This window comes from Mycobacterium sp. BK086, assembly GCA_004362315.1.
Taxonomy (GTDB): Bacteria; Actinomycetota; Actinomycetes; order Mycobacteriales; family Mycobacteriaceae; genus Mycobacterium.
Genome location: SNWL01000005.1, coordinates 304,039 through 329,105, shown reverse-complemented (window position 1 = coordinate 329,105; position 25,067 = coordinate 304,039). Strand labels below are relative to the sequence as shown.

Sequence of the window (25,067 nt, the reverse complement as noted above, 5' to 3'; positions counted from 1 at the left end):
GCGGGGATCAGCGCGCCGCTCGTGCGGCGCGCTTGTCACATGCTCGCGATGAGCCGCTTGACCCGCTCGTCGACCGAGCGGAAGGGGTCCTTGCACAGCACCGTGCGCTGGGCCTGGTCGTTGAGCTTGAGGTGCACCCAGTCCACGGTGAAGTCGCGGCCGGCTTCCTGGGCGGCGCTGATGAACTCACCGCGCAGCTTGGCGCGGGTGGTCTGCGGCGGCGTGTCGACGGCGGCTTCGATCTCCTCGTCGGTGGTGATCCGGGTCGCCAGGCCCTTGCGCTGCAGCAGATCGAACACGCCGCGACCACGCTTGATGTCGTGGTAGGCCAGGTCGAGCTGGCTGATCTTGGGGTCGGACAGCTCCATGCTGTAGCGGTCCTGGTAGCGCTGGAACAGCTTGCGCTTGATCACCCAGTCGATCTCGGTGTCCACCTTCGCGAAGTCCTGGCTCTCGACGGCGTCGAGCTGGCGTCCCCAGAGGTCGACAACCTGGTCGATCTGGGTGTTGGGCTCGCGGGTCTGCAGGTACTCCACCGCGCGGGCGTAGTACTCGCGCTGAATGTCCAGGGCGCTGGCCTGCCGCCCGCCTGCGAGCCGAACCGGCCGGCGGCCGGTCAGGTCGTGGCTGACCTCGCGGATGGCGCGGATCGGGTTGTCCAGCGAGAAGTCGCGAAAGGCGACCCCGGCTTCGATCATCTCCAGCACCAGTGAGGCGGTGCCGACCTTGAGCATGGTGGTGGACTCGCACATGTTGGAGTCGCCGACGATCACGTGCAGCCGGCGGTACTTCTCGGCGTCGGCGTGCGGCTCGTCGCGGGTGTTGATGATCGGCCGGGAACGGGTCGTCGCGCTGGAGACCCCTTCCCAGATGTGCTCGGCGCGCTGCGAGAGGCAGAACGTCGCGGCCTTGGGGGTCTGCAGCACCTTGCCGGCACCGCAGATCAGCTGGCGGGTGACCAGGAACGGCAGCAGGACGTCGGAAATCCGGGAGAACTCGCCCGCGCGCACGATCAGGTAGTTCTCGTGGCAGCCGTAGGAGTTTCCGGCCGAGTCGGTGTTGTTCTTGAACAGGTAGATGTCACCGCCGATGCCCTCATCGGCCAGACGCTGCTCAGCGTCGATGAGCAGGTCCTCCAGCACCCGTTCACCGGCACGGTCGTGAGTGACCAGCTGCGCCAGGTTGTCGCACTCGGCGGTGGCGTACTCCGGGTGGCTACCCACGTCGAGATACAACCGCGCACCGTTGCGCAGGAACACGTTCGAGCTGCGGCCCCACGACACCACCCGGCGGAACAGGTACCGGGCGACCTCGTCCGGACTGAGCCGACGATGGCCGTGGAACGTGCAGGTGACACCGAATTCGGTTTCGATGCCCATGATTCTCCGCTGCACGACACCGAGCCTACTGGTTCGTTTGCGCTAGTGGTGTGCAAGCGGTCCGCGAAACGCGTTCGCAATACCTGTGGATCGCCGAGAAGACGGGACCGCCGGTCATGTCAGCATGAGCCGTGCCCGAGCCGGTCGCCGTCGATCCCGCCACTCTCAGAGCACTGGCAGGGCGCCTGACCCGCGCCGCTGACGACCTCGCCGCGATCCCGATCCGTGGTCTCGACGCGTTACCCGGGTCTGCGCTGGGCGGTTTGACATTGCCCCGGCGTGTCACCGCTGAAGTGCGCCGACTTGGCGCGGCCGTGCAGGAGTGGGTTTGCTCGGCAGACCGCTCGGTCGACGAACTCGCCGCCGCCGACCGCGCGGGCGCCGAGCGACTGCCGCAGTGACCATCGCGACCGTCGCGCAGGTGCTTGCCTGGCGGCCCGAGGCACTGACCGAACTGGCCGACGAGTGGGTCGCGGCCGCGGGCCGGCTCCAGACACAGGCGGATGCGGTCGACGACGCGATGGCCGGTACCCCGGGCGTGTTCACCGGAACGGCGGCGGGTGCGGCCCGGCACGCCATCGGCCCGACTGCCGCGGGATTGCGCCGGATGTGCCAGGCGCTGGTTCTCGCCGCTGCCGAGGCGCGTGACGCCGCCGATGTCATCGGACGCGGCCGGGATCGGGTGCTGGCAGCCCTTGCCGATGCGCGAAACGAGGGCTGCGCGGTGGCCGACGACGGGACGGTCGGGCCGCCCGCCGCGCCGTCGGCTCTGCTGGTTGCGTGCAGCGGTGGATCCGGTTCGGCGGCCCGAGCGATGCTCGATGCGCGGGCCGCCGACCTGACCCACGTGCTGCGGGACGCGCTGCGCGCACTCGGTGCGGCCGATGACGAGGCCGCCCGCGCGATCGACGCGGCGTTCGACGCCGCATCGGGCGGGCCAGCGCAGGTCCGGCCGGCCGCGGCCCCAGGCGATCCGGTGGCCGAATGGCCGCACATGAGCCAGGACAGCATCGCCGCCCAGATCGCGGCCATGTCGAATGCCGAACGCCAGCGGCTGGTCGAACGGCAGCCCGCCCAGGTCGGCAACACCGACGGCGTGCCGTGGGAACTGCGAGTGGCAGCCAACCGGATCAACATCGCTCACGCGATCCTCGACGAGCACCGCACACTCGACGCACCGGACGAGGTGAAGTTGCGCGCCGCCGTCGCACCGACACTGGACCCGGCTGACGCCGAACGGCTTTGGGCGACAATGCAGGTCGATCCCGCGCTGCGGGCCGCGACCATCGCCGGCTATGACCGCGAGGCGCGCCACCGCGTCGAGTACTACGAGAGCTTGCTGGCCGACGTCCCCGATCCACTGGACCGCGACCACCGGGTGCCGCGGCAGATCCTGGCGTTCGACCCCGCACGCGAATCACTCATCGAGCTGTCCGGCGACCTCGACCGAGCCCACGCACTGGGCGTGCTGGTCCCCGGGCTCAACACCACATTCGGCGGTTCGGCCGACGATGTCGCCACCGCTCGGCGATTCGTCGCCGGATCCGGCGGTGACGTGGCGATGATCCGCTATCTCGGTGGGCACTTCCCCACCGGCCCGTTGCCCGCCGGGGTGGTGGACGCCGCGGATCCTCACCATGCCCTGCAAATGGCCCCTCGGCTGGCCGCCTTCAGCGAGGACGTCGACCGCCAGGCCGGCCCGAAACCGGTGACGTACGTGGGTCATTCGTACGGCGGATCGATCCTGGGCACCGCCGAATGTTTCGGCCTGACCGCCGACCGGGTGATCTACGTCGAAGCCGCGGGAGCCGGTGTGGGCGTGCGGGATCCGTCGGGCTGGCACAATCGCAACCCCGCGGTGGTGCGGTTCTCCATGACCGCACCGGGCGATCCGATCGGCCTGGTTCAGGGCATCCCGTTCGGCCCGCACGGCGCAGACCCGGACCAGATGCCCGGTGTCATCCGGCTCGACCCCGGCCGCCGCCTGACGGGCACACCGATGGCGGGCCCTTCCGCGCACGGCGACGTCGTCAACGAGCCGTCCGACGCCTGGCACAACATCCTCGCGGTCATCAGCGGCGACCGCGAGCACATCCGGGTGAGGTGAGCGGGTAGCGCCTGAGTAACTACTCGACGGATCCGAAGGTGATTCGAGTAGGTCGCTACTCTGTCGGCCCGGGTGCGTCTCGAGCCATCATCGACTGGTCCGGTTGACGAGGGGGGACTACGATGACCGCGGGTACCGAGAACACTGTCCGAAATGGAACATGCTGGGCGAGAGACGATCTCGATGACACCGGAGAGGGCGGTAGCCGCCCGCGCTTGACGCGGACCGCCGTCACGACACTGCTCGACGGCAAAGGTTCCGTCGTGGCCGATCTGCTGGCCATGCCGCTCCGCACGCTGCGACACGATGCCCGCGGGTCAGATCTCATCAAGACTCTCGACACCATCGACACCGCCTTCTATGACGTTCTCGCCCCCATCCTCGACGGTTCGCCGGAGCTGAAGCAGCGCTTCACCCAATGGACACTCGACGCCTGCCGGCTGGCTGCCCAGGCGATCCATGAACAAGACGGCACGGTCACAGCCGACCGGCTCATCGACGACGGCACCACGCTGGCCAACGAGCTCATCGCCGTGACCGACGACAATGCCCTTGTCACCGCACTCGGTGACGCGGTGCGGCTCGGCGATCAACTCCGTGACGTCCCCGCCCCCGAATTGCTCACGCGCCTGGCGACTTTGCGCGACCTCAAGGATCCGGTCGTGCTCGAGGGTGGCGCGGGCACTGAACACATCGATGTACACGCCGGGATCCGGGTCGTCGATTCACCTCCGTGGCTCACTGGCTCAGACGAGATACTCAAGCCCGCCATCGACGTCGGCAGTCTCCTCGCAGAAGCCATCCGGCGAGACAAGGCCGAGAAAGAGATCACCCGGAAGGCGGCACAGATCGGCGCGGGCGCCCCGCAAGGTTCCCTGCGCACCGCGGGCAACGGCTATGTCATCCGTTACGCCGACTACAACATCTACTTCAGCGAAAAGACTGGAGCACACGAGCTTCACGGCGACATCCTGGCCAAATACAAGGCGGCCAACGGTATCGGGCAGCTCGGCTTGCCGACGACGGATGAGACGGGGACTCCCGACGGAATCGGTCGCTACAACCACTTCGAGACGGGTTCCATCTACTGGACCCCGGATACCGGTCCGATGATCATCACCGGCATGGTCCGCGCTCGATGGGCCGCGGCCGGTTGGGAAAACGGCCCGCTCGGCTATCCCGTTGCCGACATCTATCATGTCCCCGGCCTCTATCCCCCGGACAATCCGAAAGTGGCGTGGTCGCTGTTCCAGAACGGTGCGATGATCGCGACCGTCGACGGCGTGAAAGAGGCTGCCGCGGCCAATCTCTCACCCGAACGGCTGCGCATCATGTTCCGGAAGTTCATCGATGACGGCGTGCACAGGGCGGGGCAGAACCTGGGCCTGCATCCCCAGACCGAAATCGTGGAAGTATCGCCGTGGAGCTATGGGTTCTGGGCCGCTTCGCCCAGGCTGGTGACGATCGCCCTTCACGGATTCCGCGACAACGGATTACTGCCGGATACCGACTTCGATATCACGATGCGTCTGCGGTTCAGTCTCGTGTGGCTGCCCGCATTCACCGCACCGGCTTCGAAAACCCTGGTCGCGGCCCTGGATTGGCATCGGGTGACCGCCAACGGGATTGCCAGCGGTCAGATCGCCAGCGGCGTCTACAACGGGATCGCATCGGCCTTCTGGCGCGGCAGCGCCGACCCCGTGCACCCGGAAGTGCCCGACGGGGCAGTGTTCATCGCCAGCATTCCAACGGGCATAGACCAGACCGGCAACGGCAATGTCGACGTCATCGACGTCCTGACCACGCCCCAGGGCGGACTCCAAGTTCTGGTCAATCCACTCCCGCCCTTCATCGGCGAGTTCCGCCGCCAGCAGGCACAGCGCGCCATCGACAATCTCGGCTAACCACAACAATCGGAAAGGGGGGCGTAATGCCCATCGAACCAACACCTATCGGCACCTGTGTCGGTGGCGAACTGAATGGAATGCGGGTCTACGACATGGGAGACGTCCTGGCCTGTCAACACTCGGGTGGCGAAGTCTCGCCTGTCACCAGTGGGCCGCCACCTCGGGTCATGCAATCGCTGTTCACCGAACACGTTTCATCTGACGACAAGTCGCCGGAGAATTCCGCAGAAGTCAGCATTCTCTACTTTCCACTGTGCAACATCCACCGCCGCTTCCCGGATTCGCCGATCGCGATGACACTCGACGAGCTCGATGTCGATGCGACACGAGACATCACCCGGATCCTCAAGGAAGACAAGGCACTTCGGCGCAGAGTTGTCCGATTTGTGTTGGATGTGACATACCTCGTGGGGAAGGCTACCGCGCTCGAGGCCGCCGCCGGCACAACGCCCACCCCACCCATCCCTGCCGAACTGGTCGCCACCGGTCGAGAATTGGGCGATATCCTGGCCTCCCGTGTCGACGACAAGGGCCTTGCCGACACATTCGTCAAACTCATCGCCAGAAGCGCCGAGCTGGACGGCGCAAACGTGTCGGACATCATTCGCCTACTTGCCGAAGACCGCCAAGCCGCCGGTTGACGTACGTTCTAGCGGATCCCTTGCTCGACAAAAAACCTTGCCGCCCTGCGGATCGACTCCTCGACCGGGTCGGGCTTCCAGCCCAGCTCGCGTTCTGCCTTGCTGTGATCCAGAGGCGACATCAGTTGCGCCATCCGCAATCCGACCACCGCGAACGGCAGATCGCGGCCCAGCAGCCGGGACGCGAGGTCGTTGACATGGGCGCCCGCGTAGAGCAACGGCATGGGAATCTTGATCCGCGGCCGCGCGGCGCCGACGGCGCCCGCGGCGATCTCGTGCACCTCGCGCGTGCTCAGATACTTGTCGGAGATGATGTAGCGCTCCCCTGCCCGGCCATGCTCGGCGGCGAGAAGCATTGCGCGTGCGGCATCTTCGATTCCGACGACCTCCGAGGAGAAGTCGAGATAGAACGGGAACCGCCCGGAGGCGACCTGCGCGATCATCGAGCCGTGCGGCGTGGGTTGCCAATCCCCAGGGCCGTAGGTGGTCGAGATGCACATCGCGACGGCGGGCAATCCCCTGTCGCGGGCGTAGCTCAGCACGAGGTCTTCGGCCCGGACCCTGGCCTCGATATAGGGTCCGCCGCCGGTCCAGTTGTGTGGATCCGCCTCGGTGACCGGTCTACCGTCGCTGATCGCCAATGTTCCTGTGGTGCTGGTGAAGACGAACTTGCTCAAGCTGGCCTCGGCGGCGGCGTCCAGAACATGCCGGAGGCCTTCGACATTCGTCCGGAACAACGGCGCCGGATCGCGTAACCACATCCGGGCGTCGACCACGCAGTAGTAGACGACATCACAGCCACTCATCGCGGCGCGTAGCGCGTCGTCGTCGAAGATATCGCCATAGTGGCGTTCGACGTCGAGGTCGTCGAAGCCCTTCGTCGAACTGGTCTTGCGGACCATGACACGCACATCCGCGCCGCTGGCGACCAGCTGACGCGTCACATGCGAGCCGAGGAACCCGCTGGCACCGATGACGAGCTGGGTCAGGACGATTCGTCCGCTTTGGGCAGAAGCGCTTCCAGCGCCGAGCCGGTGATCCGCCGGAATGCCCGCCGCGGCCGCTTGGCGTCCAGGATGGCCACCTCGAGCGTGGTCGGTCCGAGCACCCGCGGCTCAGCTGGCGGCGTGCCGCCGCTACCGCTACCACTGCCGTTGATGCCTGCCCGCAACGCCTCCACCGCGATCCCGACCGCGTCACCGAGCGCGGCGTTCTCGGAGTAGGACTCCTTGAGCGCGGTGATGATCGGTTCGGTGGTGCCGCCCATCACGACGAAATGCGGTTCGTCGGCGATCGAGCCGTCATACGTGATGCGGTACAGCTCAGGGGCTTTGGTCTCGTCGTAGTGCGCCACCTCGGCCACGCACAGCTCCACCTCGTACGGCTTGGCTTGTTCGGTGAAGATCGTCCCGAGGGTTTGGGCATACACGTTGGCGAGCTGACGGCCCGTCACGTCGCGACGGTCGTAGGCATAGCCGCGGGTATCGGCGAACTGAATGCCGCCACGGCGCAGGTTGTCGAACTCGTTGAACCGGCCCACCGCGGCGAAGCCCACCCGGTCGTAGAGCTCGCTGATCTTCTGCAGGGACCGCGACGGGTTCTCGGCGACGAACAGCACACCGGAGTCGTAGGCGAGCACGACCACACTGCGGCCCCGGGCAATACCCTTGCGCGCAAGCTCCGAACGCTCACGCATCGCCTGCTCAGGCGAGATGAAATATGGGAAGCTCACTTAGTCCACCCGCGGTGCTTCGTTGCTGGGTCCGTTGCCGGGACCGAATGTGTTTGTCCTGGATCGCTTCTCGATGACCTCGCGCGCCAGCGCCGAGATCCGCTGCTCGGTGACCTCGGCGGCGCCTTCGGCTTCGATGGTGACGGCCGTCGGGAAGATGCCGCGCACCAAGTCGGGTCCGCCGGTCGCGGAGTCGTCGTCGGCAGCGTCATAGAGCGCCTCGACAGCCGCGCGCAGCGCCGAATCGGCGTCAGTGACACCGGAATACAGCTTCTTGATCGACGACTTGGCGAACAGCGATCCGGAACCGACCGACTGGTAGCCCTCTTCTTCGATGTTCCAGCCGCCTGCGGCGTCGAACGACACGATCCGGCCCGCCCCTTCGGCGTTCGAATCGTCCAGGTCGTAACCCACCAGCAGTGGCAGTGCGACGAATCCCTGCAGCGCCGCACCGAGGTTGCCGCGCACCATGGTCGAGAGTCGATTCACCTTGCCGGGGAACGTCAGCGGGACGCCCTCGACCTTCTCGTAGTGCTCCAGCTCGACCGCATACAGCCGGGCGAACTCGACGGCGATGGCCGCGGTACCGGCGATGCCGGTGGCCGTGTAGTCGTCGGTGATGTACACCTTCTGCACGTCGCGGCCCGCGATCATGTTGCCCTGCGTCGAGCGGCGATCACCGGCGATCAGCACCCCGCCCGGATATTTCAGCGCGACGATCGTGGTGCCGTGCGGCAGCGCGTCTCCGGGCAGTACACCACTTGTGCCGGTCGGGGTCGGCAACAGCTGCGGGGCTTCCCGCCGCAGAAAATCGGAGAAGGAAGAAAGATCCGTCAGAGGTGAACTAGTGGCCAGGCGATCAGAAAACGGCCAGGTCACTGTCCGCCCTTTTGAACATATGCCCGCACGAAGTCCTCGGCGTTCTCCTCGAGGACGTCATCGATCTCGTCCAGCAGATCGTCGGTCTCCTCGGCGAGCTTGTCGCGACGCTCCTGCCCGGCGGCGCCGTTGCCGGAGAGGTCGTCGTCCTCGCCGCCACCGCCACCACGCTTGGTCTGCTCTTGAGCCATCGCTGCCTCCTGCTCGTTATCGGCGACTATGTCGTGCCATTCGGCCGGGCCGCCGGTTCCTCCACATTACCGGTCGCAACCGGTATTGCTCCCTCTAACGAACCTCAGGTCGTCAGTTGTTCCACGAGTTGCACTGCGCTATCGACCGAATCGAGCAGCGCACCGACATGAGCTTTGCTGCCCCGCAGCGGCTCGAGAGTCGGAATCCGGACGAGCGAATCACCGCCCAGATCGAAGATCACCGAATCCCAGCTCGCCGCCGCGATATCCGCACCGAACCGGCGCAGGCATTCACCGCGGAAGTACGCCCGGGTGTCGGTCGGCGGGTTGTCGACGGCGTCGATCACCTGTTGCTCGGTGACCAGACGCTTCATCGATCCGCGCGCGACGAGCCGGTTGTAGAGGCCCTTGTCCAGCCGGACATCGGAATACTGCAGGTCGACCAGGTGTAGTCGCGGCGCCGACCAGCCCAGGTTCTCCCGCTGGCGGAACCCCTCCAGCAGCCGCAGCTTGGCCGGCCAGTCCAGCAGCTCCGCGCACTCCATCGGGTCGCGTTCCAGCAGGTCAAGCACGTGAGCCCAGGTTTCGACGACGTGGCTGGCACGCGGATCGGGATCGCGGGCGTCCACCAGTTTGGCCACCCGGTCCAAGTAGATGCGCTGCATGGCCAGCGCGGTCAGCTCCCGGCCGTCGGCCAGTGCGACCGTGGCCCGCAGCGACGGATCGCGGCTGATCACGTGCACCGCGTGCACCGGCCGGGCCAGGGCCAGGTCCGAGAGGTCCAGGCCGTGTTGCGGGCCTTCTTCGATCAGATCCAGCACCAGCGACGTCGTGCCCACCTTGAGGTAGGTGGATGTCTCGGCGAGGTTGGCGTCACCGATGATGACGTGCAGGCGGCGGTACTTGTCGGCGTCGGCGTGCGGCTCGTCGCGGGTGTTGATGATGCCCCGCTTGAGGGTGGTTTCCAGGCCGACCTCGACCTCGATGTAGTCGGCCCGCTGGGAGAGCTGAAAGCCGGGCTCGTCACCGGACGGGCCGATGCCGACGCGGCCGGAACCCGTCACGACCTGCCGCGACACCATGAAGGGTGTCAGACCCGAGATCACCGCGGAGAACGGCGTCTGCCGGCTCATCAAGTAGTTCTCGTGGGTTCCGTACGACGCACCCTTGCCGTCGACGTTGTTCTTGTACAACTGCAGCTTGGCCGCGCCGGGCACGCTGGCCACATGCCGGGCCGCAGCCTCCATCACCCGCTCGCCGGCCTTGTCCCAGATGACCGCGTCCATCGGATCGGTGACCTCGGGAGCCGAATACTCCGGGTGCGCGTGGTCGACGTAGAGCCGGGCGCCGTTGGTCAGGATCATGTTGGCGGCGCCGACCTCGTCGGCGTCGACCACCGGTGGCGGGCCGGACGCGCGACTCAGGTCGAACCCGCGGGCATCACGCAGCGGCGACTCCACCTCGTAGTCCCACCGCGTGCGCTTGGCCCGCTGAATGCCGGCGGCCGCGGCGTACGCCAGCACCGCCTGCGTCGAAGTCAGGATCGGATTGGCGGTCGGATCGGACGGCGATGAAATGCCGTATTCGACCTCGGTTCCGATGATCCGTTGCATGGCCGCCAGCCTACGGGGCCTGGGACAGGCGGTGTCGCGCGCCTCACGGGTGCACACGGCGACTTCCGGCTAGGGTGGCTTCACCCTTCGACACCCAACGGATGCCTCCAGCGCGGAGCCGCCAGCAATGACATCACCGGACCGGTTCGCCGCCGAGCGCTGGTTCTTGGTCCGAGGACTCCCCGCCGTCGTCCGCCGCAGCGCCCTCGTGCGCCGGGTCTGGGGCCGCTCGGCGCCCGCGCTGGCCGGCCTCGCCGTAGTGGCAGCCAACTCGATTCTCGTCGTGGAACTGTCGGGCAAGCACACCATCGACATCGACGGCCACCCGACGGTGACCGAAGGGTTCGTCCTGGCGCTGATCGTGTTGCTCGTGCCGTTGGCCGGCTTGGCGGGATGGCTGGTATCGCGGATCGAAACCCCCCTGCGACGCGTGCTGGCCGCCAACGTCTCGCTCGCGGTGATCCTGCTGGGCTGTTTCTTCGGCGGGCCCAGCCCGCGAGTAATCGTGAATCTGACGATGTCGGCGATCGCGATCGCTCTGATCGTGATCGCCACCGCGTCGGGCGTCGGATCGATCCTGGGCTGGGCCGCCCGCGACACGATGTCGAATCTGGCGCTGGCCAGCGGCATGTTCGTGCGGGCGCTGCCGGTAGTGCTGCTGACCTTTCTGGTGTTCTTCAACACCTACGTCTGGCTGATGGCGGCGATCGTCAGTCGCGAGCGGCTGTGGCTGGCCATTGGCTTCCTGTTCCTGATCGCCGCCGCATTCATGGTGTCGAGCACGCTGGAGCGGGTGCGCCCCATCCTGGCCGCACCCGACGCCTTGCCCGAAGACGAGGACCGTCTGGCGGATACGCCGTTCGGCGGTATCCCCGACCAGCCCGGCGCGGACCCGCTGTCGGGGCCCGAACGCGCCAATGTGGTGTTCGTGGTGGCCGCCTCCCAGGTCGGGCAGGTACTGACCGTGGCCCTGGCCACCGGGGCGATCTTCTTCGTGCTCGGCCTGATCGTGGTCAGCCCGCCGCTGCTGGCGGCATGGACACGCGACGCGGGAAGCAACGACGGCCATTTCCTGGGGATGATCCTGCCGGTTCCCGATCCGCTGATCCAGACGACGATGATGCTGAGCGCCATCACGTTCATGTACCTGTCCGCAAAAGCGGTGACCGACAAGGAGTATCGCTCACAATTCCTCGATCCACTGCTGGACAATCTGCGCCTCACGTTGGTGGCACGAGATCGCTACCGCTCGTCGCGCAGGGGGCACTGATGACCACCGACAGCCGCGACGTCCACGAGTGGTTTCTGGGCCGCGGGCTGCCCCTGGTGCTGACTCGCCGGGTGCGATCGCGGGCCCTGATCGTGCGCTCGGCGCCGGTCGTCAGCGGCATCGGGGCACTGATCGCGGTGACGGCGCTGATCGCCGACTTTAGCGACGGCAGTGCCGAATTCAGCACCGTCGTGCGACTGGGCGCGATGGCTGTCCTGCTGATCGCCGCACCCTTCGTCCTGTATCTGCTGCATCAGGCGGGCACGACACGCAGTGAGGCCGGGCGCCGCAGCGCCGCACTGTTGGTGATGGCACTATTCGTGATCGGCTTCCCACTGGCAGACAGCGGCTGGACGGGCCTGGCCGCGGCCGAGGTGGCCGGTTTCGGCCTTGTCGCTGTGCTCGCGATATGGCTGACCTATCTGGGCATCGGGTCGATTGCCTTGTGGGCGTTCCGGTTTGCGTGGGTGCAATTCGGCGCACTCGGGACGTTGATGAGTCGCGCGCTACCGCTGCTGATGCTGACCGTGGTGGTGTACTTCACCGGAGAACTGTGGCAGCTGTCGGCTCGGATGACGCGCGAACGACTCTGGCAGACAATTGGTTTCCTGTCGCTGGTGGCGATCGTGTTCATGGTGGTGACCATTCGCGACGAAGTGAAGGCGCTGCGCGACGACAGGTCCGGGCAGCGCGACACCGCGACCCTGCTGGCCGGCACCCCGCTGGCGGGCGAATCCGACCCGGCCCGCACACCGCTGTCGCTGGCCGAGCAGGTCAACGTCGTGGCGGTGATGGTGGTGTCGCAGGCGATTCAGGTGGTGTTCTTCACCACCGGGCTGTTCGCGTTCTTCCTGGCGCTGGGAACCATTGCGATTCCCGACGACGTCACCGTGCTGTGGGCCGGCGAGCAATCCTGTTCGGTGGGTGAACCACCTTGCGCCGGAACGTGGTTCGGCATCCACGTCCCGATACCTCAGACGGTGGTGCACACTTCCCTATTTGTGGCGGTGCTGTCCGGGCTGTACTTCACCGTCAGCACCAGCGTCGACCCGCTGTACCGGCAGCGGTTCTTCGACCCGTTGATCGCCGACGTCGCTGTCAGCCTGGCCGGCCGCGACGCGTATCTGGAAATGGAGGCAGGCGATGACAGAGCGCGATGACGTCTTCGACAAGCGTTACGGCGAGGTGCTTTTGGTCACGGCGGACGATGGCGGGCCGCAAGCGGCCGTCTACTGCAGCTTTCCGCTGAACGACTGCCCCGCCGAACTGTGGGACAAGCTCGACGCCGAGGCGATCGCCAAGGAGCACGGCGCGGTCGCGGCACTGCTGAACGGCCCGCGACACTGGCTGATGAGCAGCATCGAGAAGGATGCCCAGGGCGAACCGGACACCATGACGTTCGGCGGTATCGAGATGATGCGCCAGGCGACGGTCACGCTGTCATCGATGAACCCCGCTCCGTACAGCGTCAATCGAGTGGACCGCAAGACGGTGTTCAACTTCGACGCCGGGCGACCGGTCTTCGAACTCATCGATCCAGAGGGGCAGCGCTGGGTCATGCAGACCTACAGTCAGGGGGTCGACCCCAGCCTGAGCCTGGCAAGCCTGCCGGATCTCGCCGCGCGGTTGACCCTGCCGGAGGGCTGGCGCTACGAGACCCGCACGTTGACCGAGCGCCTGAGTGTGGACACCACGACCCGCGATGCCCACGTCACCCAGGACAACTTCGCCAACAGCTACTCGCTGGAGTTTTGAGCGAGCTGAGAATTGCCTTTGATTGAGCTGTAACGAATTGACGGGTACGACGATATCGCTGCAAGGAAGGTATGCCTTCCCATAAAATGCCCAGGTCGGGAAAGGGACTGACATGAAGAAGATTGCAATCACCGCGCTGGCCGCGGCAGGGCTTGGTTTGGCACTCGCGGCACCGGCGTACGCGGACCAGGACGCCTTCATCACCACGCTCGCCAACGACGGCTGGAGCGGACCGGTCTCCGCCGCCGTGGCCGTTGGCCAGCACATCTGCAGTGACATCGCTGCCGGCGTGCCGCAGGCGACCACGCTGCAGACGATTTCGGACAACACCACCGACGGCGTCGAGCCGAAGGATGCCGCGTTCTTCTACAACGCGGCCGCTGCACACCTCTGCTGACGTCGAGCCCGAACCTGGGCAGGACCGCTACAGGTACTGACCCAGGTTTGACTCGGTGTCGATTGCCCGGCTCGCGCTCGAACTCTTGCCGGTGACCAGCGTGCGGATGTAGACGATCCGCTCGCCCTTCTTGCCCGAGATCCGCGCCCAGTCATCCGGATTCGTGGTGTTGGGCAGGTCCTCGTTCTCGGCGAACTCGTCGACGATCGAATCGAGCAGGTGCTGGATCCGCAGGCCCTTCTGCCCGGTTTCCAGGACCGACTTGATCGCGTACTTCTTGGCCCGGTCGACGACATTCTGGATCATCGCGCCGGAGTTGAAGTCCTTGAAGTACATGACTTCCTTGTCACCGTTGGCATAGGTGACTTCCAGGAATCGGTTGTCGTCGATCTCGGCGTACATGCGGTCGACGACCTTCTCGATCATCGCCCTGATGCACAACCCGCGATCGCCGCCGAATTCGGCCAGATCGTCGGCGTTCACCGGCAGTTCCTCGGTGAGGTACTTGCTGAAGATGTCCAGTGCCGCTTCGGCATCCGGCCGCTCGATCTTGATCTTGACGTCCAGGCGGCCGGGCCGCAGGATCGCCGGATCGATCATGTCCTCGCGGTTGGAAGCGCCGATGACGATGACGTTCTCGAGCCCCTCCACACCGTCGATCTCGGAGAGCAGCTGGGGCACGACCGTCGTCTCCACGTCCGAGCTCACGCCCGTGCCGCGGGTACGGAAGATCGAGTCCATCTCGTCGAAGAACACGATGACAGGCGTTCCCTCGGAAGCCTTTTCGCGGGCCCGCTGGAAGATCAACCGGATGTGCCGCTCGGTCTCACCGACGAACTTGTTCAGCAGCTCCGGGCCCTTGATGTTGAGGAAGTACGACTTCGCCTCGCGGGCGTCGTCGCCGCGAACCTCGGCCATCTTCTTGGCCAGTGAATTGGCAACGGCCTTGGCGATCAACGTCTTACCGCAGCCGGGCGGGCCGTAGAGCAGCACACCCTTGGGCGGCCGCAGCGCGTACTCGCGGTAGAGCTCCTTGTGCAGGAACGGCAGTTCCACGGCGTCGCGGATCTGCTCGATCTGCCGGGTCAGGCCACCGATGTCGTGGTAGGCGACGTCGGGCACCTCTTCGAGCACCAGGTCCTCGACCTCGGCCTTGGGGATGCGCTCGAACGCGTATCCGGCCTTGGTGTCGACCAGCAGCGAGTCACCCGGGCGCAGCTTGCGCGGACGCAGATCGTCATCGAGCGCCTCGGCGACGTCGACGGGCAGGTCCTCGATGGCGACCAGCGGTTCGGCCAGCCACACGATGCGTTCCTCGTCGGCGTGCCCGACCACCAGCGCACGGTGGCCGTCGGCGAGGATCTCGCGCAGCGTGCTGATCTCGCCGACGGACTCGTAGTTGCCGGCCTCGACCACGGTCAGGGCCTCGTTGAGCCGGACCGTCTGGCCCTGCTTCAGCGCCTTGACGTCGATGTTGGGAGAGCAGGTGAGCCGCATCTTGCGGCCTGAGGTGAACACGTCGACGGTGTCGTCCTCGTGGGAGCTCAGCAGCACGCCGTATCCGCTGGGCGGCTGGCCCAGCCGGTCGACCTCCTCGCGGAGCGCGAGCAGCTGCTGGCGTGCCTCTTTGAGGGTGTCCATCAGCTTGGCGTTACGCGCGGCCAGGGAGTCGATGCGCGCCTCGAGCTGATGCACGTCACGCGCGCTGCGGGCGGGGCCCTGTCCTACTGCATTCTCTAGCTGCTCGCGCAGGATCGACGCCTCGCGGCGCAGCTCCTCGAGCTCGGCAGCATCCTCGCTCGACAGTTGGGGGTCTTGTGCCTCGCTCATGTTGCGCTCCTCTCCCACACCGAGAGTTGGTGCGGCGGATACCTCAACGCTACCGGCCCAACCTCGATCATGTGCGTTCGGGGAATTTCGACACACTGGCAAGACTGTTAATCTCATCGATGAGTCGGGTCGATCGAGAGGACCACCGTGACCCTGAAACTGCTAGCCACGGGCGTTGCAGCCGCCGCGATCGTCGGCGGTGCCGCCGCCGGTGTGACATCGGTTGCATTCAGCTCGCCGGTAGCCCCGGCGGTGCAGCCCGTCGTCTTCGGCGCACCGCTGCCGCAGACGCCGGCACCCGAGCTCCAGAGCCAGCTCGTCGCGACCCTCAACGGCCTCCAGGGCGGCGGGTCGTTCTCCGGCAACAAGGCCTCTTACATCCAGTTCGGCCTGGGCCGCTTCGAGGGCATCGCCGCCGATCGGGCATTCAACAACGCCTCGGCCAAGGGCCTGTTCCCGCTCAACTTCAACGTCGCCGACATCGACCAGGACGGCCCGACCGCCACGGCCAACGTCACCGCGACCGCACCCAACGGTCAGACCGCGACGCAGAGCATCCAATTCGTCGAAGGGCCAAGCCCCAGCGGCTGGCAGCTCACCAAGCAGTCGGCGCTTGCGCTGATGCAGGGCGCCGGCTGAGTCGCCGCTGGATGCGTCACCCGCTGTTCGGAGTCCTGAGCGCCGCCACAATCGTGGCGGCGCTCAGCCTCTCTGGGTGTTCTGACCAGACCGAGCAGAACTCCACGCAACGGCCCTTCGAACAGTCGTCGACGGCCCTCGCGCCACCGGAGTCCACCGCGGCCGCGCTGCCGACCCCCGACGCGCTGACCGACGTGCTGTACCGCCTGGCCGACCCTGCGGTCAAGGGAGCCGACAAGCTCGCGCTCGTCGAATCGACGACGCCCGACGACGCCGCGACCATCGACAAGTTCGCGGCGGCACTGCGCGACGGCGGGTTCACGCCACTGACCTTCACCGCCACCGAGATCCGCTGGTCTGATCGCCAGCCGAGCGATGCCCTGGCGTCGATCAACGTGACGACGTCGAACCCGGCCAACCCCGGCAACTTCACGTTCCCGATGGAGTTCCGCCAGGACAAGGGCGCCTGGCAGCTGTCCCGGGAAACGGCGAACATGCTCCTGGCCTTCGGCAACGCGCGCGGCGGCGCGAGTCCCGCGAGTCCCGCCAGCCCCGCTAATCCCGCTAGCCCCACCAGCCCGGTCAGCCCCGCCAGCCCCACCCCGACGCCCTGAATGTGGATCGGCTGGCTGGAGTTCGACCTCCTCCTCGGTGATGTCCACTCCCTGAAACAGAAGCGGGCGATCGTGCGCCCGATCCTCGCCGAACTGCGGCGGCACTTCACGATCTCGGCCGCCGAGACCGGCTCCACCGACCTGCACCGGCGCGCAGGCATCGGGGTGGCGGTGGTGGCAGGCGATCGCGCGCACATCGTCGACGTGCTCGACGCCGCCGAACGACTGGTGGCCGCGCGCCCCGAGATCGAGCTGCTGTCGGTGCGGCGCGGGCTGCACCGCAGCGACGACTAACTCTCGGCGGCCGGCGGCACGACCTTCTTGCGGCGCAACGGGGTCGGCGTGACCGTGTCCGGGGCCAGCCGTCGCGCCGACACCAGGAATGCCGTGTGACCGCGCATGCTGTGCTGCGGGCGCACCGCGAGGCCGACGACGTCCCAGCCCCGCTGTAGCGACTCCCACGACCGGGGTTCGGTCCAGCATTGCTGTTCGCGCAGTGCCTCCACGACCTTGGACAGCTGAGTCACGGTGGCCACGTACACCATCAGCACCCCGCCCGGAATCAGCAGCCGCGCGACGGTCTCCAGCACCTCCCAGGGCGCCAGCATGTCCAGCACGATCCGGTCGACGGACGCCTCGGCGAGCTCGGAGTCGACGAGGTCGCCGATGATCAGCTGCCAGTTCTCCGGTGGCTGTCCGAAAAAAGTCTCCACGTTGCGCTGGGCGTGCACGGCGTGGTCATCGCGCACCTCATACGAGATCACCTCACCGGTCGGGCCGACCGCCCGCAGCAGGGAGCACGTCAGCGCCCCGGAACCGGCTCCCGCCTCGAGCACCCGGGCGCCGGGGAAGATATCGCCCTCGTGGACGATCTGGGCGGCATCTTTGGGGTAGATGACTTGGGCGCCGCGCGGCATCGACAGCACGTAGTCGATCAGCAGCGGCCGCAGCACCAGAAACGCGTCGCCGTTCGTCGACTTGACCACGCTGCCCTCCGGCAGGCCGATCACCGCGTCGTGCACGATGGCCCCGCGGTGGGTGTGGAACTCGCTGCCGGGGTTGAGGACCATCGTGTAATGCCGGCCCTTGGGGTCGGTGAGCTGCACGCGATCCCCGATCACGAACGGTCCGGTCCGTCGCGCGGCTTGTGCAGGGTGGTCGGTCACAGCCGTTCAGCCTGCCATAGCGGACTCGCCGTGCGAGATGCCGTCTGGTTGTCGGCCCGCAGTCCTAGGCTGCGGATATGTCCGCTCAGACGTTGGAGACGCGCCGTCCCGCGCTGTCGCCTTCGCGGGCAGCCGATTTCAAGCAGTGCCCGCTGCTGTACCGCTTCCGGGCGGTCGACCGATTGCCGGAGCCACCGTCGACGGCGCAGCTACGCGGTTCGGTGGTGCATGCCGCCCTCGAACAGCTGTACGGCATGCCTGCTGCCGACCGCGTGCCGCAGACCGCGCTCTCGCTCGTCGACCCGGCCTGGGAGAAGGTGCTTTCCGAGCATCCCGACCTCGCCGAGGGTTTCACCGACGAGCAGCGCGGCCAGCTGCTGACCGAGGCGCGCAAGCTGTTGACCGGCTATTACCGGCTCGAAGACCCGACCCGCTTCGACCCGCAGAGCTGCGAGCAGCGCATCGAGGTCGAGCTCGCCGACGGCACACTGCTGCGCGGCTACGTCGATCGCATCGACGTAGCCGGCACCGGTGAGCTGCGTGTCGTCGACTACAAGACCGGCAAGGCGCCTCCGGCCGCCAGAGCGTTGGCCGAGTTCAAGGCGTTGTTCCAGATGAAGTTCTACGCCGTGGCGCTGCTGCGCTCCCGCGAGGTGCTGGCCAGCCGGTTGCGGCTGATCTATCTGGCCGACGGTCAGCTGCTGGACTACACCCCCGAGCTGGACGAGCTGCTGCGCTTCGAGAAGACGTTGATGGCGATTTGGCGAGCGATCCAATCTGCCGGTGCCACAGGCGATTTCCGGCCCAACCCGACACGGCTGTGCAACTGGTGCAGCCATCACGCCCTGTGCCCGGTCTACGGCGGCACACCGCCGCCCTATCCCGGCTGGCCCGAAAAGCCGGCCGCGTGAGCTGCTACTACCGGCGGCTCGGACCTGATCTGTTCGCGTCGACCGATCAGACCCGCAGCAACTGGACACCCGAAATCCAGCATGGCTCACCACCTTTGGCACTGTTGACCAAAGCCATCGAAGAGATCCTGAGCGGCAGCATGCGCATCGGGCGGCTGACGCTGGACATCCTGGGCGCCATTCCGGTCACCGAGGTGCGGGTGCAGGCGCGCGTCGATCGGCCGGGCAGTCGTATCGCGATGCTGTCGGCCGAGATGTCCGCCGAACACCCGGATGGCCCGCCGCGCGCGGTGGCCCGAGTCACCGCGTGGGCTTTGGCCACATCGGACACCGCCGACGCGGCCACCGACCGCTACCCGCCGTTGGCCGAGGGCGAGACCGCGCCGCTGGAACTGCATTGGAAGGACGCAGGCGGCTATATCGAGTCCGTGGAGTGGCGACCGCAGAAGGACAGGTCCGATACCGGCACGGTGTACTGGATGTCGCCGATCGCGAACCTGGTCGACGATGAGCCGACGACCGCGCTACAGCGCCTGGCGATGGTGGTCGATTCCGCGAATGGCATTGGGGCAGCGATCGATCCACAGCAGTTCATCTACATGAACACCGATACCGCCGTGCACCTGCATCGCGCTCCCACCGGGAGTGACTTCGGCGTGCGCGCCCGGGGATCGATCGGGCCGGACGGTATCGGTGTGACGACCGCCGAGCTGTTCGACCGCGACGGGTTCATCGGCACGTCCGCCCAGACGCTGCTGGTGCAGCGCCGCTAGCTATTCCGCCGAGCGGAAATACGGCTCAACCGTGCCGCTGAGCTTGACGACCATCGGATTGCCGCGGCGGTCCTTCGCGGTAGGGACCTCAACACGCACCCAACCCTCATCCACGTCGTATTCGTGGACATTGGTCTTCTCGGCACCATTGAAACGAATACCCACGTCGCGCAGGAGCACCTCTTCGTCATAGAAGGGGCTGCGCGGATCGATGGAGAGATGATTGGGCGGAACGTCTGCGTTCTGATCCTCGGACATGATGGTGAAGAATCTACGCGACCCTGCAGTGCCGGGTTGCGCGCAGGTCTTGGCCGCCCGCATCGTGCATGACAAGCGCTCCGTTGGCCGAAATACTCTCGACCGCCGCCGATTTTCAGCGATTATGGGTGCGATGGAGGGGCGATGAGTCAGAACCGGCCCGACGAGGGCGATGGCGATGACGTCGAGACTTCAGACCCTCCTGAGGGCTGGCACGTCGAACACTATTCGGTGGGGCACCTGGTGGTCGTAGCGGTCAACGGCGAGGTGGACGCGCTGACGGCACCGCGGCTGACCATGGCAATCCGCGAGGCCCGGGCCGCGGCTCCGGAGGCAGGCCTGATCGTGGATTTGTCCCGAGTCGAATTCTTGGCGTCAGCAGGCGTGACCGCCTTGCTCGCGACCCGCAACCAGGTTCCACCGAGTACCGCCTTCGGGGTCGTTGCCGGAGGTTCCGCCCGCCGAAGCATGTCAGTCCTGGGCCTGGACAGCGTGATCGCTCTCTATCGCACCGTTGAGGAAGCCCTGACCGACACCGCAGACGGGTAAAGCTCAGCTATCGGCCTCATCGGCGTCAGCGGTGCCAAGCCCTTCCGCTCCGGGCGTCGCCGGGGTGGCGACTACCTCGTCGGCGACCTCGTCCGAGCTTGCACCGTCCGTGGGTTGCGTAGACACCATGCGTGTGACCTTTCTCCGGGCCGAGTTCTGTTGTCGACCAGGCTCGTACCCCGCCGGCCTGGGCAGTAAGCACTCAGCGCAAATCTTGGTGGGTAGCAACAGGGTTGCGGCAGCCTTTTCATATCTACTTGTGTCTATATAGACCAGATGCAATACTGGCCAGATGGATGTCTTCGAGGCGATCGCCGAGCCCAGTCGCCGAGTCCTGCTGGACACCCTGGCCGCCGGAGACCGCACCGCCGGTGAACTCGTTGCGGCGCTGCCGGATCTGACCCAGCCCTCGGTCTCCCGGCACCTGCGCATCCTTCGGGAGGTCGGCTTGGTCGAGGTGCGGCCCGACGCCCAGCGCCGGATCTACGCACTGCGCGCCGACGGGCTGGTCACCATCGACGGCTGGATCGAGCAGTACCGCAAGTTCTGGACCGGCCACCTCGACGCCCTCGAGCGGCACCTCAACACGACCCAGGAGGATTCATGACCACCCCCGAGGGCCGAATCAGCATCGAAAACGACCGCGCGGTGCTGACTTTCGAGCGCCGGCTCCCGCACGCGATAGATCGGGTATGGGCTGCCATCACTGACCCGGGCGAGCGCGGCCAGTGGATGGGTGACACCACGATCGACGCCCGCGAGGGCGGAACCATCGAGATGATGCCCACTTCCCCGCCGATCCCCGGCGATCAGAAGCGCATGACCGGGCGAATTCTCGTGTGGGACCCACCGCATGTTTTCGAGCACGAGTGGAATCAGCGGATCGTCGAACCGGGCGTCGTACGCTACGAGCTTCAGGCCGACGGTGACGGCACCCTGCTGCGGTTCAGCCACCGAGGCCTCGGGGTGCGTAGTGCCAACGGTTTTCGGCCGGGAACCCATGCCTACCTCGATCGCCTCGACGCACATCTGTCCGGGGCCGAGATCCCTGACTGGCAGCAGCGCTACCGCGAGGTGGCCGAGAGCGCATACGGAGGTCAACAATGGTGACGCCGCGGATTGTGGTGGCCTACCACTCGGGCTTCGGCCATACCGCGACGCTGGCACGGGCCGTCGGGCGCGGGGCCGAATCGGCCGGCGCGACAGTGAGTCTGATCCCCGTCGACACCGTCGACGATGAACACTGGGCGACGCTCGACGGTGCCGACGCCATCATCTTCGGCTGCCCGACCTATATGGGCAACGCGTCGGCGGGTTTCCAGACTTTCGCCGAACAAACGGGCAGGCGTTGCATGGAAGGCACGTGGCGCGACAAGGTCGGCGCTGGGTTCACCAACTCCGGCTCCAAGGCGGGCGACAAGCTGCAGACCCTGTCCGCGCTATCGGTGTTCGCCGCTCAGCACCACATGCACTGGGTCAACCTCGGCCTGACGCCCGGGTGGAACACCAGTGGCGCAAGCGAATTCGACCTCAACCGGCTCGGGTTCTGGCTGGGCGCGGGCGCCTCGACCGATGTGGACGCCGACCCGGCGGCCGTACACGACGCGGATCTGCGCACCTGTGAGCACCTGGGGCAGCGGGTCGCCACCGTGACCACTCAGCTGTTGGCGGGCCGGCTGGCCGCCACTAGGTGAGCGGGACCATCTCCTGCAGCATGGTCGGCACCAGCTCGCTGACCGTCGGGTGGATGTGCATGGTGCGCGAGATCGCCGTGTAGGGCTTCTTCGCGGACATGATGTCCAGGATCGAGTGGATCACCTCGTCACCGCCCACACCGAGGATCGCCGCGCCGAGGATCTCGTCGGTATCGGCGTCGACCACGACCTGCATAAAACCTTGTGTCTCACCCTTTTCCACCGCCCGGCCCACCCTGGTCATCGGCCGCTTACCGACCAGTGCCCGCCGGCCGGAGGCCCGGACCTGCGCGACGGTCATCCCGGCCCGGCCCAGCGGCGGGTCGATGTAGAGGGCGTAGGTGGGCACCCGATCGCTGACCCGGCGCGGATCGTCGTCGAGCAGGTTGGCCGCCACGATCTCATAATCGTTCCACGACGTGTGGGTGAAGGCACCCTTCCCGTTGCAGTCCCCCATCGCCCAGATGTGGTCGACGGACGTCCGCAACTGATCGTCGACGACGACGTACCCACGGCCGTCGACCTCCACCCCGGCCAGCTCCAGACCCAGGTCGTCGGTATTGGGCCGACGACCGACCGCCACCAGCAGGTGTGAGCCGGCGATGGGTTCTGCGCCATCCGTCGGGACAACTTCGAAGCCGTTGTCCCGCTTGGTGAATCGCAGTCCATCAGCGCCGGTGACGACCGTGATGCCCTCCGCTGTGAGGATGCCCTCGATGGCCGCCGAGACGTCCTCGTCTTCGCGCGGTGTCAGCCGCGGGCCGCGCTCCAGCACGGTGACCCGGGCGCCGAACCGGCGATACATCTGGGCGAACTCCAGCCCGATGTAACTTCCGCCGATGATCACCAGATGCTCGGGCACGGTGTCGAGTTCGAGAATGCCGACATTGGTCAGGTAGTCGATCTCGGACAGGCCGGGCAGGTCGGGCACCACCGCGCGGCCGCCGACATTGAGGAAGATCCGGTCCGCGGTCAAGACCTCGTCACCGACGCGAATGGTGTGCGGATCCTCGAAACGAGCGTGGCCGCGGATCAACGTCGCACCGGGCATCCCTTCGATCCACGATTCGACCCCACCGCGGTCGCCCAGCACGATTCCGTCCTTGCGCGCCTTGACCTTTGCCATGTCGATCGACACATCGCCGGTCAACACCCCGTAATCGGCCCCTCGGCGCGCGGCGTGGGCGGTGTGCGCGCTGGCCACCAACGTCTTGGTCGGAATGCAGCCGGAGTTGACGCACGTTCCGCCGACGAGCTTGCGCTCGATCACCGCGACGGTCTGACCGATGTCGGTCAGCCTGCCTGCCAAGGGCGGTCCGGCCTGCCCCGCGCCGACGACGATCGCATCGAAGTGGGTCACAGAACGCTGGCCAGATAGACGACGAGGAAGCCGCCGCCCACCGCGATGACGTCTTCGATGAGAGCGGCAGGCAGGTCTTTACCGAACTTGGCAGCGAGCGCGCCACGAACCTGCGCGCCGCCGAGAGTGCCCAGTACCGCACCGACGACGCCGGCGCCGACACCGCCAAGCGTGTAGCCCCACGCGGTTCCGATGACCGCTCCGGCGAAGCCACCGGTGATGAGGCGGGTGGCGAACTGCGCCGTCGTCTTGCGGCTCGGGGTCTTGGGCAGCTGGTCGGTGATCAGCTCGACGACCAGAAGGACGGTCAGGATCGCCACGGTGATCCAGCTCGCCATCCACGACACCCAGGTGCCTGCGAGGTTGATCCATCCGAGTGCGGCGCCCCAGGCGACCACCGCGGGCGGCGTGAGCGCACGCAGACCGGCGACCACGCCAATCAGCAGAGCCAACAACAAAACGAGAACGTGCGTCATGACGGTCCTCCGGGCCGGCGGCAACTAAAGGGACGCTAACACGCACCCGCGCCGCGGGCCGGGCCAACGTCAGAAGCGGCAGAACCTGATGTCGGAGGCCAGAATCGCCTTGGCTCCGATGGCCGCGAGCTCGTCCATGATCGCGTTGACCGCGCGCCGCGGGACCAGGGCGCGCACGGCCACCCAGTCCGGGTCGGCCAGCGGCGCGATGGTCGGCGACTCCAGGCCGGGAGTGATCTCGGTGGCGCGGTCGAGTACCGAACGCGGGCAGTCGTAGTCGAGCATCAGATACTGCTGGCCGAACACCACGCCCTGGACGCGCGCCGCCAATTGATCGCGCGCGGCGCGGTTTTCGTCGTCGCCGTTGCCGGCCCGCTCGATCAACACGGCTTCCGAATCACACAGCGACTCACCGAAAGCCACCAGATCGTGCAACCTCAACGTCCGCCCCGACCCGACGACGTCGGCGATCGCGTCGGCGACACCCAGCTGTACCGAGATCTCGACGGCGCCGTCGAGGCGGATGACCGTCGCCTCGATTCCTCTGCTCGCCAAGTCTTTCCGGACCAGGTTCGGGTAGGCGGTGGCTATCCGCTTGCCCGCCAGATCCGCGACCGTCCAGTCCCGCCCGGCCGGGGCGGCGTATCGGAAGGTGGAGGATCCGAAGCCCAGCGCGAGACGTTCGTCCACGGGGGCGTCGGATTCGGCGGCCAGGTCCCGGCCGGTGATACCGAAGTCGAGCTGACCGGACCCGACGTAGATCGCGATGTCCTTGGGGCGCAGGAAGAAGAACTCGACACCGTTGACCGGGTCGATGACGGTGAGGTCCTTCGGGTCGGTGCGCCGTCGGTAGCCGGCTTCCGACAGGATCTCGGCCGCGGACTCGGACAGTGCCCCCTTGTTGGGGACGGCAACACGCAACATGG

Annotated in this window: 29 protein-coding genes; 17 read left to right on the top strand and 12 right to left on the bottom strand. The window is 66.7% G+C overall.

Annotation, left to right across the window (positions count from 1 at the left end):
• Positions 1–35: 35 nt before the first annotated feature.
• The gene (pafA, locus tag EV580_RS17965; RefSeq protein ID WP_133692560.1) at positions 36–1,394 is read right to left on the bottom strand and encodes a Pup--protein ligase; all 1,359 of its coding nucleotides are present in this window, start codon (positions 1,392–1,394) and stop codon (positions 36–38) included.
• A gap of 116 nt (positions 1,395–1,510) precedes the next feature.
• On the opposite strand from pafA, the gene EV580_RS17960 reads away from it, so the two are divergent.
• The 4 genes from EV580_RS17960 to EV580_RS17945 all read left to right on the top strand — a co-directional run bounded on the left by EV580_RS17960 (position 1,511) and on the right by EV580_RS17945 (position 6,034).
• On the top strand, positions 1,511–1,780 hold the full coding sequence (locus tag EV580_RS17960; RefSeq protein ID WP_133692559.1) for a DUF7162 family protein: 270 nt from the start codon (positions 1,511–1,513) through the stop codon (positions 1,778–1,780).
• The gene (locus tag EV580_RS17955) at positions 1,777–3,486 is read left to right on the top strand and encodes an alpha/beta hydrolase (RefSeq protein ID WP_133692558.1); all 1,710 of its coding nucleotides are present in this window, start codon (positions 1,777–1,779) and stop codon (positions 3,484–3,486) included. Before EV580_RS17960 ends, EV580_RS17955 begins: the two co-directional genes overlap by 4 nt.
• Before the next feature lie 215 nt (positions 3,487–3,701).
• Positions 3,702–5,390, top strand: coding sequence for an LGFP repeat-containing protein (locus EV580_RS34080; protein WP_286171635.1), 1,689 nt, complete (start codon positions 3,702–3,704; stop codon positions 5,388–5,390).
• 26 nt (positions 5,391–5,416) lie between these two features.
• Positions 5,417–6,034: a hypothetical protein gene (locus EV580_RS17945; protein ID WP_133692557.1), complete on the top strand. Its 618-nt coding sequence runs from the start codon at positions 5,417–5,419 to the stop codon at positions 6,032–6,034.
• 8 nt (positions 6,035–6,042) lie between these two features.
• On the opposite strand, the gene EV580_RS17940 is transcribed toward EV580_RS17945, so the two are convergent.
• From EV580_RS17940 to dop, 5 genes are all read right to left on the bottom strand, one after another.
• Positions 6,043–7,029, bottom strand: a complete 987-nt coding sequence (locus EV580_RS17940) for an NAD-dependent epimerase/dehydratase family protein (protein WP_133692556.1) — start codon at positions 7,027–7,029, stop codon at positions 6,043–6,045.
• Positions 7,020–7,766 (bottom strand): proteasome subunit alpha, encoded by a 747-nt coding sequence (gene prcA, locus EV580_RS17935; protein WP_133692555.1) that lies wholly within the window; start codon positions 7,764–7,766, stop codon positions 7,020–7,022. The genes EV580_RS17940 and prcA overlap by 10 nt, the downstream gene beginning before the upstream one ends.
• Complete coding sequence (gene prcB / locus EV580_RS17930) at positions 7,767–8,645, bottom strand: proteasome subunit beta (protein WP_133692554.1); 879 nt, start codon at positions 8,643–8,645, stop codon at positions 7,767–7,769.
• On the bottom strand, positions 8,642–8,836 hold the full coding sequence (locus tag EV580_RS17925; protein WP_005144398.1) for a ubiquitin-like protein Pup: 195 nt from the start codon (positions 8,834–8,836) through the stop codon (positions 8,642–8,644). Before EV580_RS17925 ends, prcB begins: the two co-directional genes overlap by 4 nt.
• A 104-nt stretch (positions 8,837–8,940) precedes the next feature.
• Positions 8,941–10,449 (bottom strand): depupylase/deamidase Dop, encoded by a 1,509-nt coding sequence (gene dop / locus EV580_RS17920; protein ID WP_133692553.1) that lies wholly within the window; start codon positions 10,447–10,449, stop codon positions 8,941–8,943.
• Between the two features lie 127 nt (positions 10,450–10,576).
• On the opposite strand from dop, the gene EV580_RS17915 reads away from it, so the two are divergent.
• The 4 genes from EV580_RS17915 (at position 10,577) to EV580_RS17900 (ending at position 13,871) form a co-directional block, all read left to right on the top strand.
• Positions 10,577–11,719 (top strand): hypothetical protein, encoded by a 1,143-nt coding sequence (locus EV580_RS17915; protein ID WP_133692552.1) that lies wholly within the window; start codon positions 10,577–10,579, stop codon positions 11,717–11,719.
• Positions 11,719–12,879 (top strand): hypothetical protein, encoded by a 1,161-nt coding sequence (locus EV580_RS17910; RefSeq protein WP_133692551.1) that lies wholly within the window; start codon positions 11,719–11,721, stop codon positions 12,877–12,879. The genes EV580_RS17915 and EV580_RS17910 overlap by 1 nt, the downstream gene beginning before the upstream one ends.
• Positions 12,863–13,474, top strand: coding sequence for a hypothetical protein (locus EV580_RS17905; protein WP_133692550.1), 612 nt, complete (start codon positions 12,863–12,865; stop codon positions 13,472–13,474). Before EV580_RS17910 ends, EV580_RS17905 begins: the two co-directional genes overlap by 17 nt.
• Positions 13,475–13,586: 112 nt before the next feature.
• Positions 13,587–13,871: a DUF732 domain-containing protein gene (locus EV580_RS17900; protein ID WP_133692549.1), complete on the top strand. Its 285-nt coding sequence runs from the start codon at positions 13,587–13,589 to the stop codon at positions 13,869–13,871.
• A gap of 27 nt (positions 13,872–13,898) precedes the next feature.
• On the opposite strand, the gene arc is transcribed toward EV580_RS17900, so the two are convergent.
• A complete protein-coding gene (gene arc / locus EV580_RS17895; RefSeq protein ID WP_133692548.1) occupies positions 13,899–15,701 on the bottom strand; it encodes a proteasome ATPase in 1,803 nt (600 codons plus the stop codon).
• 147 nt (positions 15,702–15,848) lie between these two features.
• Between arc and EV580_RS17890 the strand changes: the two genes are divergently transcribed.
• The 3 genes from EV580_RS17890 to EV580_RS17880 are packed head-to-tail and all read left to right on the top strand — an operon-like array spanning position 15,849 to position 17,248.
• Positions 15,849–16,340: an MTB12 family secreted protein gene (locus EV580_RS17890; RefSeq protein ID WP_133692547.1), complete on the top strand. Its 492-nt coding sequence runs from the start codon at positions 15,849–15,851 to the stop codon at positions 16,338–16,340.
• An 11-nt stretch (positions 16,341–16,351) separates the two neighbouring features.
• Positions 16,352–16,954: a lipoprotein LppK gene (gene lppK / locus EV580_RS17885; RefSeq protein WP_133692546.1), complete on the top strand. Its 603-nt coding sequence runs from the start codon at positions 16,352–16,354 to the stop codon at positions 16,952–16,954.
• Positions 16,955–17,248: a DUF503 domain-containing protein gene (locus EV580_RS17880; protein ID WP_133692545.1), complete on the top strand. Its 294-nt coding sequence runs from the start codon at positions 16,955–16,957 to the stop codon at positions 17,246–17,248.
• Here the strand turns inward: EV580_RS17880 and EV580_RS17875 are convergent.
• A complete protein-coding gene (locus tag EV580_RS17875) occupies positions 17,245–18,120 on the bottom strand; it encodes a tRNA (adenine-N1)-methyltransferase (RefSeq protein ID WP_133692544.1) in 876 nt (291 codons plus the stop codon). The genes EV580_RS17880 and EV580_RS17875 overlap by 4 nt on opposite strands.
• Before the next feature lie 77 nt (positions 18,121–18,197).
• Between EV580_RS17875 and EV580_RS17870 the strand changes: the two genes are divergently transcribed.
• Both EV580_RS17870 and EV580_RS17865 read left to right on the top strand, forming a co-directional pair.
• Positions 18,198–19,031, top strand: a complete 834-nt coding sequence (locus tag EV580_RS17870) for a RecB family exonuclease (protein WP_133692543.1) — start codon at positions 18,198–18,200, stop codon at positions 19,029–19,031.
• Complete coding sequence (locus EV580_RS17865) at positions 19,028–19,804, top strand: thioesterase family protein (protein WP_133692542.1); 777 nt, start codon at positions 19,028–19,030, stop codon at positions 19,802–19,804. Before EV580_RS17870 ends, EV580_RS17865 begins: the two co-directional genes overlap by 4 nt.
• On the opposite strand, the gene EV580_RS17860 is transcribed toward EV580_RS17865, so the two are convergent.
• The gene (locus EV580_RS17860; protein WP_133692541.1) at positions 19,805–20,062 is read right to left on the bottom strand and encodes a DUF3297 family protein; all 258 of its coding nucleotides are present in this window, start codon (positions 20,060–20,062) and stop codon (positions 19,805–19,807) included.
• A gap of 144 nt (positions 20,063–20,206) precedes the next feature.
• Here EV580_RS17860 and EV580_RS17855 point away from each other — a divergent pair, with 144 nt between their 5' ends.
• The 4 genes from EV580_RS17855 (at position 20,207) to EV580_RS17840 (ending at position 22,305) form a co-directional block, all read left to right on the top strand.
• Positions 20,207–20,611 (top strand): STAS domain-containing protein, encoded by a 405-nt coding sequence (locus EV580_RS17855; protein ID WP_133692540.1) that lies wholly within the window; start codon positions 20,207–20,209, stop codon positions 20,609–20,611.
• Positions 20,612–20,903: 292 nt separating this feature from the next.
• Complete coding sequence (locus tag EV580_RS17850) at positions 20,904–21,218, top strand: ArsR/SmtB family transcription factor (RefSeq protein WP_133692539.1); 315 nt, start codon at positions 20,904–20,906, stop codon at positions 21,216–21,218.
• Complete coding sequence (locus EV580_RS17845) at positions 21,215–21,721, top strand: SRPBCC family protein (protein WP_133692538.1); 507 nt, start codon at positions 21,215–21,217, stop codon at positions 21,719–21,721. Before EV580_RS17850 ends, EV580_RS17845 begins: the two co-directional genes overlap by 4 nt.
• Complete coding sequence (locus tag EV580_RS17840; protein WP_133692537.1) at positions 21,715–22,305, top strand: flavodoxin family protein; 591 nt, start codon at positions 21,715–21,717, stop codon at positions 22,303–22,305. The genes EV580_RS17845 and EV580_RS17840 overlap by 7 nt, the downstream gene beginning before the upstream one ends.
• Here the strand turns inward: EV580_RS17840 and EV580_RS17835 are convergent.
• The 3 genes from EV580_RS17835 to hisG all read right to left on the bottom strand — a co-directional run bounded on the left by EV580_RS17835 (position 22,298) and on the right by hisG (position 25,065).
• A complete protein-coding gene (locus tag EV580_RS17835) occupies positions 22,298–23,665 on the bottom strand; it encodes an FAD-containing oxidoreductase (RefSeq protein WP_133692536.1) in 1,368 nt (455 codons plus the stop codon). The two genes, EV580_RS17840 and EV580_RS17835, sit on opposite strands and share 8 nt — an antisense overlap.
• Positions 23,662–24,141, bottom strand: a complete 480-nt coding sequence (locus EV580_RS17830) for a DUF4126 family protein (protein WP_133692535.1) — start codon at positions 24,139–24,141, stop codon at positions 23,662–23,664. The genes EV580_RS17835 and EV580_RS17830 overlap by 4 nt, the downstream gene beginning before the upstream one ends.
• Positions 24,142–24,210: 69 nt before the next feature.
• On the bottom strand, positions 24,211–25,065 hold the full coding sequence (gene hisG, locus EV580_RS17825; protein ID WP_133692534.1) for an ATP phosphoribosyltransferase: 855 nt from the start codon (positions 25,063–25,065) through the stop codon (positions 24,211–24,213).
• Between the last annotated feature and the right edge of the window lie 2 nt (positions 25,066–25,067).